The following is a 15,152-nucleotide window of genomic DNA, read 5'->3' as shown; positions in this document are numbered from 1 at the left end:
ATCAAAGTCGCCAATAAACCATGTGTATGTTAAAAAATGGGGATCCAGTCTCGCTGCTATAGCGATGACTCAGCTGAAAAATCGTTAATGAAACCATAAATCAACAGTTTCTAACTAAAATTTTAATTGGAGGAATTCAATATGTGTTAATACTTTAAAAATCTATTTTTCATCCTTATTTTTTATGATATATCTAATTAAATCATGGTAAATATTGATAAATATTAGAAAGTGGCTAATAAGAACTTCAAAATGGCTAATAAAACTCCAAAAGTGGACAATAAAATGGATAAAGTCGCCTATAACCATTGGTTTGTTGAATAACTAACGCCTAGTATCACTGCTATAACGATAAACTTGCAGATAAATAATCTAAATCGTTTCAAAATGCCAAATGTCACAGTAACTGACCCGGATTTAAGGATCATTTCCAAGTAAAACCTGTTTACCCTTTCTCTATCAATAATAATCACTCTTTCCATACAAACTTGCTTGTACCAGATAATGTTAAAAAGAGTAGAATAGAAGTATAGGAAAATTTTTCTGAAAAAGTGTAGGGATTCCATAATTCTATCCGTCTATTAATTAGACAGAGAGAAAGGGGGAGAGTGTGATAGAGGATGAGAAGTTAATCGAGAAGGCCATTGCCGGCAATGAACAGGCTTTTCGGTTGTTAGTGGAGAAATATCGTCATTATCTGTACAAAGTGGTTTATCCTGTTGTTCGTAATGAAAAAGACGCTGAAGATGTTACGCAAGAAACATTTATCAAAATCTATTACGCTCTCCCGAAGTATCAAAAGCAGGGCTTCAAAACATGGATAACACGAATTGCGATGAATACAGCAATTGATGTAACGAGAAAGCAAGTAAGGAAACAGGAAAGTGCAGTTGATGATGAAATTTTAAAACAAGTAACAGGAACAGAAGTAAGTGCAGCTGTCTCATTGCTGCGAAAAGAGCAAAGAGAAGTGGTTCGTACGAGAATTAAAGAATTGCCAGATAATTACCGAGATGTGATTGAGGATTATTACATAACGGAAAAGAATTATAAACAAATTGCAGAGGAACAAAATGTGGCTGTGAAAACGGTCGAGGTGAAGCTTCATCGAGCAAGAAAATGGATAAAAAAGCATTGGAAGGAGGATGATTTTTGATGAACCACTACAAGCAACAACAATGGCTAGACTATATCAATGATAAGTTAATAGACGCACACCGTGAGCAAATGGAAGATCATCTATACTCCTGTGACCAATGTTTAGAAATGTACATGATGATGGTGGAACAACAAGAGGTCGAACTGCCAGATATGAGTAATGAAAGCTTTACAGATAAAATGCTTGAACAGATCTCGGTTGAAGAAAAAGGTAAAACGAAGAGAAGGTTGACTCAGTACCCGTTATTTCATTATGGGATCGCTGCAATGATTACATTTAGCTTAATGACATCAGGATTTTTTCAAAGTATTACAGGGGTAGTAGCAACAGTCGAAGCAGCTTCAACAACTAGAGTTGAGGCGCCTGTTTCAGAGAACTTAATGGATAAAGTCATTTCTTGGATTGATAAAGTATTAGAACATCAAAAGGAAGGTGAATAAAATGACTAAAAAACCGATGGTAGCATTTATGCTTTCATTTTTACCAGGTGTAGGACATCTTTATTTAGGTCGTAAAAGAGGATATTTCTACGGATTTAGCGCAGCATTATCATTTATAATTCCAATATTTATAGCGTTAATTGAACCATGGCATGCGGAGCCATTTATTATAATGGCATTTGTTCTTGTATTTATTATTGGTACCATTAATATGATGGATATGATTATTCAGCTGTTGCGTAGTTTCCAACTACAGACAAAGAATCAAGAAACTGCATCTGTTCAATCCAGTGGGGACACAGTTGATACTGGAGATCAAAAAACACCAAACGAAAGTGATCGCTTTTTCACGATACTGTTATCGCTTATTCCTGGACTAGGCCATTTTCACTTAGGCCTTATGAATAGAGGATTAACCTTTATCATTGGGTTTTTCGGATTAGGCATTATGATTGTGTTTATCACAGCCATTACAAGTCAAGGTGGATTTATTGTTTTTCTAGGAGCACTACCAATTATTTGGATTTATAATATGTTTGATACAGTGCAGCTTCTTGCAAAAAAACAAAATGGCGAAGAATTGGTCGACCGAACTGTGTTAGAGGATTTTGAAGAAACTAGACGAGAGCAAGGCAAGAAAAGTAAGGCGCTAGCAACAATTTTATCGATTTTCCCTGGGGCTGGGCATATGTATCTCGGATTACAAAGACGAGGGTTACAACTGATGGCCGCGTTCTTATTTGGAATTTGGATTTTAGATGCTCTAAGATTATCACTTTTCTTATTTTTTATCCCATTGATTTGGTTTTATAGCTTTTTTGATGCTTTACAAAAGGTATCGAAGCATGGAGAAGAAGAAATCGAGGATATCCCAATAGTCTCATATTTTATCAATCATCAGCGTTGGTTTGGGATAGGGTTACTTGTATTAGGATTATATTACATGTTTGATAATTTAATTGTTGGAGCATTTGGGCCGGTATTCCAAAGTTTCTTTGGAGTGGATCTGACTTACTGGTACTATAACTATTTCCAAACGTTCGTTGTTTGTACGTTGTTAATCGGTGGGGGAATTAAATTACTTGTTGGAAGTAAGAGTCGAAAGGAGAGAGTGCAATGAGGAAGTGGCGTGTTGGAACGGTATCGATGGGGCTTTCACTTGTTTTACTAGGAGTTTTTCTAGTGATATCTCAATTTAGTGGAAATGAAGCTTTTCAACCATTGCTAGTATGGTGGCCAGCGATCTTAGTAGTTCTTGGAATTGAAATTCTTCTCTACCTTTTTATCTCAAAACAAGAAAATCCCATCATAAAATATGATTTTCTAAGTATTCTATTTGTAGGTGTATTAGGAACGGTTGGCATCGTGCTAACCGTCCTAACATCTACTGGGCTATTACAACAAGTTCAGGTAGTGGTAGGTTCAGAGGAAACAACAGTCAATTTGCCTGCCTTTGAAGAAAAACTATCAAGTGAGATTAAGAGAGTCATTGTTGAAACAGGCAATCAAGCGGTCTCGATTGAGGGTACTGAAGCACATGAAATTCATACGTTTGGGACCTATCGTGCAGCAGTCAACCGAAAAGAAGATTATCCAATTAATAAGATTGATGATTATGTGATGACAAAGGTTGTTGGCAATACATATTATATATACGTAAAAGAACCAACACAAAACACAGGGCCACTTTCGATGTATACACATCTAAATCCTACAATTGTTGTGCCAGAAGATATCAGACTTGAGGTTCGAGGTCAGCATAATCAAATCGAGTTGCATGCGTCATCAATATCCAACCACTGGGTCGTAAATGGAGTAGATCGTGTTAATGTTCATGTCAGTGAAAATAGTGACGTAAAGCTGTCAGCGGTCTCTCGGAGTGATTTGGCCGTCGGAGAAAGTTCATGGGAAAAGGTTGAAGTGGAAAGCGGGAAAGAAGAGGAATATAACCGTCAGTACAAAGGTACCTTAACCCTAGGATCTGGAGCATATCATTTAGATATTGTGAATAGTGAATGGGTAGCACTACATGTATTAGAAAATCAAAAATAGGTCTACTCGCTTTAGGCTAAGAATTGCTTATTCATTTCGGATAAGCTATCATGTTAAAGTGATAGGGAATTACATATTTTTAACAATATTAGGATGATGTGTAATGAAAAGAGCGAGAATTATTTATAACCCAACTTCAGGGAGAGAAGTTTTTAAAAAGCACTTACCTGAAGTATTAGACCGGCTAGAGCGGGCAGGATATGAAACTTCATGTCATGCGACAACAGGTGCTGGAGATGCTACTACAGCTGCGAAAATTGCCGTGGAACGACAATATGATCTGGTGGTTGCAGCCGGTGGGGATGGTACGATTAATGAAGTCGTTAATGGTCTAGCAGAGCAACCTTACAGACCGAAGCTTGGAATTATTCCAGTTGGAACAACCAATGATTTTGCCAGAGCAATTGGTGTCCCACGCTCAACGATTGAAGCGGCATGTGATGTCATTGTTGACGGAATTTCAATGCCGATTGATGTCGGGCGAGTCAATGATCGTTATTTCATCAATATTGCTGGTGGAGGCCGACTAACCGAGTTAACCTATGAAGTACCAAGTAAAATGAAAACGATGATTGGGCAGCTTGCCTATTATTTAAAAGGAATTGAAATGCTTCCATCAATCAAGCCAACAGAGGTTGAGATTGAATATGATGGTAAGCTATTTGATGGAGAGATTATGCTTTTCTTAGTGTCTTTAACAAACTCAGTCGGTGGCTTTGAAAAGCTTGCACCTGATTCCTCGTTGAATGACGGTTTGTTCGATTTGATCATTTTGAAAAAGGCAAATCTAGCTGATTTTATTAAAATTGCCTCACTTGCCGTTCGTGGTGAGCATGTCCATGATCCACATATCATCTATACAAAAGCTAATCGGATTAAGGTGAAAGCAACTGATAAAATGCAGCTCAACCTTGATGGTGAATATGGTGGCTTGTTACCAGGCGAATTCGTGAACTTATATCAGCATATAGAAGTGTTTGTTTCAAAAGAAAAAGCAGAAAAGATGAGTGGGAAATAAGCTTGGCATATGCCAGGTTTTTTTCTTTTTCATAGGGGGAAATAATTTGGCTCATATTAATATAAAAAGAATTGATAAGGTTGAATTTGAGAATTTATCACATTTAATTGAAGAAAGTGAAAAGCAGGGTTTTCGATTTGTTAGGCGGCTTGTGAACGAATATTTGAATGGGGAAAATTCATTTTCTCTTGAAGGTGAAGTATTGTATGGTGCATATGATAGGAATGGTCTCTTAGTAGCTGTTGCGGGATTGAACAGGAATCCTTATTCAGGGGAAAATACGATAGGTCGAGTGAGAAGGTGTTATGTCGCTAATGAAATGCGTGGACAGGGTATTGGAAAGCTACTTATTGAGCAACTCATTAAGGATGCAGATGGTATGTTTAACGTATTAGTATTACATACAGATACAGAACAAGGAGACCGATTTTATCAAGCACTCGGATTCGTAAGCGATTCCGAGCGTTTCCTTAAGTCCTCCCACTATTACGAAATTGGCCATTAAAACCGAATCTATGATAAAATCAGTTTCAGCAACCCGACGTAAAGGAAGAGTTAAAACACATGGAAAAACAAACTGTCCCAATTGAGAAAAATGAATACTATGATGTTACATTTGAGGATCTCACACATGATGGAGCGGGAGTCGCAAAGGTAGAAGGCTTTCCGATCTTTGTTCAAAATGGTTTACCAGATGAAAAAGCGAAGATTAAAATTACTAAAGTGAAAAAAGGCTATGCCTTCGGACGCCTTGTTGAATTATATGAAGAAAGCCCATTTAGAGTCGATGCGCCATGTCCGATTTATAAACAATGTGGGGGCTGTCAGCTTCAGCATTTAAGCTATGAAGGGCAATTAGTGGCGAAGAGGAAGCAAGTTGAAGAAGTTTTAACTCGAATTGGTCATCTGAAGAATGTCACCGTACATTCTGTCTTAGGAATGGACGACCCGTGGCGTTACCGGAATAAGGCACAGGTACCTGTTGCAGAGCGTGAAGGTGGACTTGTTGCAGGATTTTATCAGCAACGTAGTCACGAAATCATTGATATGGAAGCCTGTATGATTCAGCAGGAGAAAAATGATCAAGTGGTACAAGCTGTAAAGAGAATTTGCGAGAAGTATGGAGTTCGAGCGTATGATGAGAAAAGTCATAAAGGTACAATTCGCCATATTATGGCTCGGTATGGTGTCGTAACTGGTGAAATTATGGTGGTGCTAGTTACAAGAATGGGAGAATTACCTCATAAGGTTAAGATTATTGAAGAGATTGTACGTGAAATTCCAGAAATTAAATCTGTCGTTCAGAATATTAATACTAAGCGGACGAACGTGATATTTGGTGACGAAACGAATGTGCTTTGGGGCGAGGAGTATATCTACGATTCGATTGGAGATATCAAGTTTGCAATTTCAGCTAGATCTTTTTATCAAGTAAATCCTGAGCAGACGAAGGTGCTTTATGATAAGGCATTAGAATATGCAGGCTTAACCGGTGAAGAATCGGTGATTGACGCTTATTGTGGAATCGGGACCATTTCTCTGTTTTTAGCTCAAAAGGCGAAGAAGGTATTTGGTGTAGAAATAGTACCTGAGGCAATTGAGGATGCAAAGAGAAATGCAGAATTGAACGGGATTAAGAATGCTGAGTTTGCGGTGGGCGAAGCGGAAGTGGTTATTCCTCAGTGGAAAAAGGAAGGAAATACGGCTGAAGTGATTGTCGTTGATCCACCACGTAAGGGCTGTGATGATGCACTGTTGCAGACAATTATTGAGATGAAGCCGAAACGTGTGGTGTATGTTTCGTGTAATCCGGGCACATTGGCAAGGGATTTGCGCGTGCTTGAAGATGGTGGGTTCAAGACGCTTGAAGTGCAGCCGGTAGATATGTTTCCTCATACGACGCATGTTGAGTGTGTGGCACAGTTAGTTTTGATATAGCACTTTATAATTCAGGTGCCTCCCCCCATACGGGCAGGCACCTTTTCTAGCTAGGCATCTTTTCTAAAAAAAAATCACCCCAGCTCTAGCCAATGTGGCGGAGAAAGGGTGATTTTGATTGTTAATCGTTATCAGCCCTAGCCAATGTGGCGGAGAAAACAACGATTATCCGTATCGTTAACTTTATTTTAGTTTAATATACATTGTTTAGTGTGTCAATAACCTTTACAATAAAAGGGATTATTATAAAGGTGTTGATTAAATGAAATCATTGCATCTTAATTAGAAAATCTTTTGGAAAGATGAGGTGATGTTATGAGAAAAAAGTTAGTCACTATCCTTGAATTAGCTAAAAAGGCTACGATAACGCTTGGAGAATTAGAGCAGGTTGCTGAGACTCTTGATACGTATGAAGCTTTTGCAACTACTGTTCAAACGTTAATAGACGAAGGATTTATTACGGCTGTAAATAGCCATGGGACCAATTGGTATGGACTTCCTAATAGTTTCCGCATCCAGAAAGGAAAAGTGAAGCAACCTCTCATTGAAGAGATTCAAGAGGTGCAATTTAAAGTGCATACTGTAATAGAGTTACGAGCATATTTTACTTCTTCAAAAAAGAAGTGGATGGAGGATAAGCCATGGATTATGCTCATCGATGAGTACTTACAGAGCAACGGTTTGCCTACTACCTATACTAATAGCTCGGAACGCTCCTATGAATTAATGAAAGATGAGAAATGGATTGATGAAAAGGGTGGAAAAGCTCTTTTAGAAAAAATCAATCTATTTGATAAGTTGAAAATAATGAAAACCCCAGATCCTCTCATGTTTGCGATAAACCCAAACCAACTAACATCTAATCTCAAAATACATAAACACCTTATTGTAGAAAACAAAGCCACCTATTCAGGACTACTAGAGTCATTACAAACTACAAATTTCACTACATTAATATATGGTTCGGGCTGGAAAATAGCGTCAAGTTTAGATCAACTTCCTAAACAACTCGGTCTCAGTGATACGGAAGGGCAGCATGAAATCTATTATTTTGGAGACTTAGATTATGAAGGGATTAGTATTTTCTATCATCTTTATGGGAAATACCAAGTGAACCTTGCTACGTGTTTTTACCAAGCACTGTTCCTGAAGCCTTTCTATAAAGGGAAAGAAAATCATAACAGAAATGAAGATGCGGTAAATCATTTTTTAAACTATTTTGGATCAGAAGACCAAGAGATTATTAAAGTCATGTTTCATGAAAATGGTTATTATCCTCAAGAAGCTCTAACGAAGGAAGAGTTACACACTATTTGGAGGAACGCGTTATGGACAGACAATTAAAAGGGATAACGGAAAATTATCGTGAACGAATGCAGCGATTATCTTTATTTGACCCATTATTCCGATTAGAAAATAAGCGGGAGAAGGATAAGAAAAACCAGCCCATTGATTACTTCGGATATGGTCTGTTAACCCTTTTGTTTTTCTTTGAAAATATGTTAATACGAAATAAAAAAACGAGTATCCAAGATTTAGCGGAGTATTTTTACGAGTTAAATCAAGGGGAATATTCACTTACCCTAGAAGGATATGAAAAGGTTGCTAGAACCGTAGTTGAAACCTTTCGACCACCTAGTGGGAAGCGGAATGAAAAAGTATTTTATAACTGGGAAACTAGGGAACATGAATCTGTACATTATTCGATTTTGAAAGCAGATCGAGCAGATATCAATACGAATACCCAATACTATAAATTGGATGAACAAGGCCTAGAATTAGTTTTTGCGACAAAGGAATATTTTACTGAATTTCAGTTATCTATTAACCAGTTAGTCTTGAGAAAACAACTAGAAAAAGGGGAATTTGTCGGAGCGTTAAGGCAGATTGATGAAATGCATATTGATGTAGAATCGTTAAGAAATCGAATGACGGTTGTGAAGCATGAAATCCAACGAAATATCATTTCTGATGAAACATACGACCGTTATAAACAAATGGTCGAGGATATCAATACACGATTAACGAGAGAGAATGAAGAATTCAGTGAATTACATACATTTGTAAAAGAAACGAAGAACCGCTTAGCATACGATATGAACTCCGAGAAGGACCGAAAAGCTTATGAATTAATTTTACAAATTGATCAAGAGCTTGGTGAGGTGCATCATAACCATACCATGTTATTGAAGGAAAGCATTGATTTAAAAACAACAGCGTTAAACGCCGCACAAGAGGCTCTATATTATGTAGGTATTGACTCTTTTAACTTCAAGCAAGAGATTACGGCTGCACTCGTAAGCAAACCTTTACCTTTAGTCGCATCAAAACAGTTAATAGAGCCATTTCTGAACATCGAACAAAGTGAAACATGGTCACCACTAGTTATATTTTCAGAACAGCGTATTGAAACACAAGACGGGGGAGAGCGCACAACTGACTTTGATGATTTCTCAGATGAGGTATTGCAGGAACTGGAAAATGCGAAGGTCCGAAAACTATTCAGGGATATTATGAATCTTGTATTAATGGTTATGCAAGGGAAAGAGGAAATTACATTAAAAGAAGTTATAGAACATATCCTTGAAGCGGATTTGGATTGGTTAAATAGAAGAATATTTTATCAATTTTGGTATGTCATGCATCAACGTTCGCCGATTGCATATGAAAAAACAGAGAATCGTAATGAATCATTGTTTGAGGAAGTTTTAGAATTAATTAAACACCAGTATTCCTTTATAGAAGTTGAAGAATTACAAGAGATTATTAATGTGACGGAGCGATTTTCAATTCAAAACATGACAATGCGTTTAAAAGTGGGTGAAGAGAATGGATTATAGACAAGATGAAGTGATGAAGGCCTTTCAAATTTACGCGAAGATTAGTCGAAAGGGATATAGTGAAGGGGATGAGCTCAGACTTTATTTAGCAGAAGACAAGGTTAGAGGATTGGTCGACCAGTTTGCACAAGAAGTAGATTGTACCATCTTCTCCGTAGGGGAACGACTCTATTTTGTTCCACTTGCCATTAATTCTATCTTCCATATTTCCAACGATACATTGAAAAAAACATACTTTACTGGGAAAACGCTCAATGCAGATATTTATTTTATGTATGTGACCATAATTATTCTAATTGGAGAATTTTATGATAGCTACCAAACAACAAATCCAACACGCGATTTTATTTCAATGAGTGATTGGCTAGAACAAGTTAATGAACGGCTAGAAACGCTACAAGCAATTGAAGAAGAAGAGTTAACAGAGCTCGAGAAGGATTATGAATACAACTGGAGTGCAATTATTGGTAAATGGGCAGATATGGATGATTTAAAAGAGACCGCTAAAGCACAGTCAGGAAGAACGATTAGTAGACTTAGCTTTCTTCATACGGTAAAAAGATTCTTAGTCGCGCAAGAGTTAGTACAAGACATTGGTAATGATGAACTACAGTTAACGGAAAAAGCAAAAGTAATCGTACAAAGATATTTCATGGAGCTAGAGTATAACCGAGGAATTTTGGAGTTTATTTATTCAGTTGATCGTCAAAAGGAGGGGGTCTAATGCCTTCCATTTCAAAGATTAGGTTCACCAATGTTGTGTATGAAGGTGGAGCAAAGCGGTATAATGACGATATTTTCCTATTTGATAGCCATAACGGGGCGATTTTACTTGAAAATGGCGGAGGAAAGACAGTATTCATTCAGACTGCTATTCAAGCGATACTACCCAATGTCGAGCTCGCAGAACGTAAAATGAAGGATACCCTCTCTCTCGAGGCATCGAGTGCACATATTGCAATTGAATGGATCATTAATGAACGCCCAAGACGCTATGGACTAACAGCTGTAACTTTATATATGGAAAAAGAAGGAATGAAATCGAACCGTTACACGTATGAGTATGAGGAAGGGGACAAGCATAGAATCGAGCAATTGCCATTTGTCCGAACGAATGTAGGTGGAAAGGTACGACCTGCGAGCCGAGATGAGATGCATGATTATTATACGACAATGAAGTCAACCCATCCCTTAAAGGCACACACATTTGATACGGTTAAAGGTTATCATCAGCACTTAGAAGACAGGTTTAAAATCATTGCTTCTGAGTGGAAAAAAATAATAGTAATTAATAGTTCAGAGGGTGGAGTGGAAAGTTATTTTGATGGCTGTAAAACGACCTCGCAGCTTGTAGACCAATTACTTATTCCAACAGTAGAAGAAGCAATCGCTGGCAAAGGGTCAGTTGATTTTGTACAAACTTTTGAGAAACAACGTGAGCATTTCAAAGCTCATAAACGGTTACGACGAGTCATTGAAGAGAACAAACAAGTAGAAAAGCAAATAGAAAGCTATGTCTCAGCCTTTAAACAATTAGATAAGGAAGAAAAAAGATTAGATGAACAAAAAGTGAATGCGAAAGCTCTATATTTTCATACGAAGCAAGAGCAGGAAGAGACGAAAGCAACTTTATCAAAAATACAGACTAGCATAGAAGATTGGCAAGCTGAGAAGAATGAGTGGGAAAGGAAGGAGAAATCCTATGAGATCTCACTACTGGAACAAAAGAAAGATGATGCGTTTGAAAAATATAAAGTAGAGCAGGATGATTTTGATCAATTAGTACAGGATCAAAAAGAAAAGAAAATTCGACTAGCACAACTGAGAGTATCGAAGGTTAATGCGGAAATAAAGAAAAACGAACAATTATATAACCATTTTGAAGAAATGATAAGCTTGCTAGAAAAAGATGAAGAAACGGTCGACCTAGAGGAGCAATTAGGAGACAATACTGCATTTTTGAAAGGATACTATCTTAACGAAGAAGAAAAGATTCAAGAAAATATAAAGCAAGTGAAGCTCCAAATAGATAGAAAGAAGGAAGAGGTAGATCGAGAGAAAGAAGTTTTTGATAAACTAGTTGAAGATATGAATAATAAGAAATTAAATGAAACTAGTTTAGAAAGTGAGAAAAACTATTTAGAAAAAGATATGGCTGAAATTGCAAAAGAAATATTATCTAACCCTCTAAAAGAGCGAGTAGAGGATGAGTTTCCTAAATGGGACGTCGATTTTCAACGTTATGAGCAAGAGATTGTCAGCTATGAAAATCATTTAAAAGGACTGGAACAAACGAAACGTGAGCTTAAGGAAACTATTCCAAATGTACAAAAAGAATACGATAGATATCGAGAAGAAGCAACGACGTTCAAACAACAAATGAATGTGATAGAAGATCAGCAAAACGAGATCTTAACAGAATTGGTTTTTCGAATGCCACAATGGCAGCATTATTATTCGATTTATGAAAAAGAAGAAACGATCTTAGGTCAGCTTGAAGAAAAAGTCGAAAAGCTATCGAGAGACAAAGAAGAGTTACTATTTAAAGAAAGACAAACGACTAGATTTGCAGATGACTATGAAAATAACACATCGTTTACCGCAGATCCTAAGCTAGAGCTGTGGAAAAACAGATGGAGAAATCAGTTTGGCTATCTTGAGCTAGGAACAGATTTTGTACAGCAGGCGGTTCGTTCTTTGGAAGGAACAGTTGAGGAATATCAGAGCAACTATCCTTATTGGGCAATCACATTCATTGTAACTGAGGCAGAAGTCGCTAAGCTGCGTAATAAGCTACTTTCTGTTGAAATGGAAATGTCGCATCCGGTATATATTTGTACCGAGGAAGAAGCTCGGTCGTTAATTCACAGTCAGGGGGATTCTAGTGACCAACGTATTATTCCACGTCTATGGAAAGAAAACCTCTCTAAGGAGAAATTTACTAACTGGAAAACTGAGGTACAGAGGTTAGCAAATGAGTCGAAAGTGGAGCGGGCGAAAAAAGAATTAGAGCTACAGAGTTGGAGAGAGGCATTAGCGAAGGTTCGTTCATTTGTACAAAAGTACCCATTTGATCAATTTATTCAAATGAAAGAACAGTTTAAACTAGCTTCTGAGGAAGAAGCGAAACAAAAAAGAGTGTTGCATGAATTAACTACACAAATAGATAAAATAGATAAAGAGATAAGAGATTATCAGGGACGATTATCCGAAACAAATAGCTTATATAACGGTTTAATGAATAGGTTGAGTAATGGAAGAAAGTACTTTGTTAAAAAGAAAGATTTCGAATTCTACACGAAAGAATTAATTAGAATTCGTGAAGAGATTAATGTAGAGAATAGAAAACTAGAAAAATCAAAAAGAATTCTTAAGAGTTTGAGTGAAATACTTGAAGAGTTAGATGATCAATTAACGTTGGCCAAGGAACCATTATATGGACTAAAAGGAGATACATATTACAAAGAGGTAGTAGCAGAGAAACCGAAATATTCTTCTAAGAGTTTGGAGCTTTTAGTAAGTGAAAGGAAAACGCTCCGAAGTCAGTTAGAAGGTAAGCAACAAGGAAGAGTTCAATTAGAAGAAAAACTAGATACAGTAAAGGTAAAGCTTAAAGAGCTAACAAATGAAATGAAGCTGCTTGAGCAACAATATGGAATAGTCGAAGTAATTGAATTTCCAGCTCATGGGAATGAAGAAATTACAAAGCTTAGTAAGAATTCTAGGGAATTAGATGAAAGAATTGATGCTTTAAGACCTACTGTGAGTGGTCTTCGTGAAAAGTGGAATAAAGCAAATAATGAATACGATCTACGCAAGAGTGATTTTGATAAACTTTATCAAGAAATAGTAATCTTTAAAGAGTCACTAATAGAAGTGAAGGGCAAGCTTGATGAAGAGTGGAAAAGGTTGCAGGAACGATATAAGTTTTTAACTAGCGAGCAAAAAAGATTTATGTCGTTGGAGACTGATATAAATAAAGCAATTATTGAATTAGAGAAGCAAGATATGCGCTTTGCTTTTTTACATGAAAATGTCATGGAACAACTTTTAGAAGATCAAATCAAACAAGATTATTCCTATATGCGGATGGATATAATCTTAAAATTAATAAAAACAATTTCATCTGTGCAAGAAAAAGTGACTTCTATGGAAAAAAGGAGAAACGAAGAAAAGGTACATTTTGTTAAATTCTGTAATGACAACATTATTGATATAAAATTACGAAACACTTGTATTACAGGGATTGAACATAAACTCACGTATGATGATGTGACTGAATGGCAAGAGAAAATGAGTGATCGAATCCACAGAACAGTGAAAATTGCTGAAGAGGATATGCGAGAGCACGATAAGCAATTACAACAATTCATAGCTCATTTGCATCTTTACCTGCGAACGATTGCAGATGAATTAAGGTTAATACCAAGGCAAACACGAGTTAAAGTAGAGGACAAAACGAAAGACATATATATCTTCTCTGTTCCAGATTGGGATGAGCAGGAAGGAAAAGAAGCGCTTCGTCAACACATCGATTGGATGGTAATACAACTAGAAAAAGACGAATATAAAGATGATGAGGGGAAAGAGGACGAATCCCTCATTCGAAAACAGATTGAGAAGTGGTTACACACAAAACAGCTATTGAAAAATGTCATGAAAGAAAAAGACATAACAGTTAAGTGTAGGAAAGTAAGTAACGATGGTAAAGTAAGTGGTGCTCTAACAAGCTGGGAAAAGTCCAACGCTTGGTCTGGAGGGGAAAAATGGAGTAAAAATATGACACTGTTCCTCGGCATTCTGAACTATTTAGCCGAAAAAAGAGTGCCACTTCAAGGCAACCAAAAGCGTCATCGTACAGTTATTGTCGATAATCCATTTGGAAAAGCATCGAGTGACCATGTATTAGACCCAGTATTTTTCATCGCTGAGCAATTAGGTTTTCAAATAATCGCTTTAACTGCTCATGCAGAAGGAAAGTTTATTCGTAAGTACTTTCCTGTCATTTATAGCTGTCGCCTTAGAGAGTCGGCAAGCGGAGAAACCCAAATCATGACCAAAAACAAAGAAATCCGAACAGCGTTCTTTAAGGACAATGACCCTGAAGCCATCGTGCGGCTAGGGGAGCGGGAGCAAATGTCCCTGTTTTAAGAACCTTCCTTCGTGGAAGGTTTTTTATCTGTATAAGGGAAGAAAATAGACCAAGAAGTAAAAGAATTTATCATATAATCCTCAAAATTAAAAGTTTACTAGTTTTAGCATATTTATTTAACTCAGTTTCACTATATAAAAAAAGTTTCTACCAATAAAGTTACACCTCTATCTTTTTTAGAGAAAAATGTAGTCAACGACAGTAAACAAAAGTGGAGTGCGCCTCACATCTCAACTTAAAGTAATGTTGCAACTATCCCTTATTCTCGTTAAAAACTTTTTTGCGAATACAGGAGATTTTTTCTGTTAAACCGTTGTTCCATTGTTCTTATATCAGTTGTTTTTAACAATAGTATTATTTTAACGTGACAGGAGGATCCTGATGACTATAAGGAAAAAATTAAACATATTTAGATACAAACCCTGATTTCATGAAATTAACAATGCTGTTCAGATTGATAAAATGTGCTCAAAAATGGTATAAGTGTAAAAGAAGCAGAGACATTTTGCTTTTCAACTTTGGGATAAGAGATTGACCAGATTTCCCATAATGA

At 36.8% G+C, this 15,152-nt stretch carries 11 protein-coding genes; all 11 read left to right on the top strand.

What is annotated here, in order from left to right; genetic code table 11:
• Nucleotides 1-613 precede the first annotated feature (613 nt).
• The 11 genes from BK579_RS25000 (at nt 614) to BK579_RS24950 (ending at nt 14,598) form a co-directional block, all read left to right on the top strand.
• Nucleotides 614-1,156: an RNA polymerase sigma factor gene (locus tag BK579_RS25000; protein ID WP_078550836.1), complete on the top strand. Its 543-nt coding sequence runs from the start codon at nt 614-616 to the stop codon at nt 1,154-1,156.
• Entirely contained in the window at nt 1,156-1,599 is a 444-nt protein-coding gene (locus BK579_RS24995; RefSeq protein ID WP_078550225.1) for an anti-sigma factor, read from the top strand. The genes BK579_RS25000 and BK579_RS24995 overlap by 1 nt, the downstream gene beginning before the upstream one ends.
• Before the next feature lies 1 nt (nt 1,600).
• The gene (locus BK579_RS24990; RefSeq protein WP_078550223.1) at nt 1,601-2,719 is read left to right on the top strand and encodes a hypothetical protein; all 1,119 of its coding nucleotides are present in this window, start codon (nt 1,601-1,603) and stop codon (nt 2,717-2,719) included.
• Entirely contained in the window at nt 2,716-3,651 is a 936-nt protein-coding gene (locus BK579_RS24985; protein WP_078550221.1) for a hypothetical protein, read from the top strand. Before BK579_RS24990 ends, BK579_RS24985 begins: the two co-directional genes overlap by 4 nt.
• A gap of 103 nt (nt 3,652-3,754) precedes the next feature.
• Nucleotides 3,755-4,669: a diacylglycerol kinase gene (locus BK579_RS24980; RefSeq protein WP_078550219.1), complete on the top strand. Its 915-nt coding sequence runs from the start codon at nt 3,755-3,757 to the stop codon at nt 4,667-4,669.
• 46 nt (nt 4,670-4,715) lie between these two features.
• Nucleotides 4,716-5,174: a GNAT family N-acetyltransferase gene (locus BK579_RS24975; RefSeq protein WP_169891257.1), complete on the top strand. Its 459-nt coding sequence runs from the start codon at nt 4,716-4,718 to the stop codon at nt 5,172-5,174.
• A 59-nt stretch (nt 5,175-5,233) separates the two neighbouring features.
• A complete protein-coding gene (gene rlmD, locus BK579_RS24970; protein ID WP_078550215.1) occupies nt 5,234-6,607 on the top strand; it encodes a 23S rRNA (uracil(1939)-C(5))-methyltransferase RlmD in 1,374 nt (457 codons plus the stop codon).
• Between the two features lie 315 nt (nt 6,608-6,922).
• Nucleotides 6,923-7,951, top strand: coding sequence for a Wadjet anti-phage system protein JetD domain-containing protein (locus BK579_RS24965; RefSeq protein ID WP_078550213.1), 1,029 nt, complete (start codon nt 6,923-6,925; stop codon nt 7,949-7,951).
• A complete protein-coding gene (locus tag BK579_RS24960) occupies nt 7,936-9,447 on the top strand; it encodes a replicative DNA helicase (RefSeq protein WP_078550211.1) in 1,512 nt (503 codons plus the stop codon). Before BK579_RS24965 ends, BK579_RS24960 begins: the two co-directional genes overlap by 16 nt.
• Nucleotides 9,437-10,171 carry a DUF6063 family protein gene (locus BK579_RS24955; protein WP_078550209.1) on the top strand — a complete coding sequence of 245 codons (735 nt, stop codon included), beginning with the start codon at nt 9,437-9,439 and terminating at the stop codon, nt 10,169-10,171. The genes BK579_RS24960 and BK579_RS24955 overlap by 11 nt, the downstream gene beginning before the upstream one ends.
• On the top strand, nt 10,171-14,598 hold the full coding sequence (locus BK579_RS24950) for a coiled-coil domain-containing protein (protein ID WP_078550207.1): 4,428 nt from the start codon (nt 10,171-10,173) through the stop codon (nt 14,596-14,598). Before BK579_RS24955 ends, BK579_RS24950 begins: the two co-directional genes overlap by 1 nt.
• Nucleotides 14,599-15,152 lie beyond the last annotated feature (554 nt).

Source organism: Litchfieldia alkalitelluris (assembly GCF_002019645.1).
In the GTDB taxonomy this organism is placed as follows: Bacteria; Bacillota; Bacilli; order Bacillales; family Bacillaceae_L; genus Litchfieldia; species Litchfieldia alkalitelluris.
The sequence above is the reverse complement of the archived record's forward strand: the minus strand, read 5'-3'. Positions and strand labels throughout refer to the sequence as shown.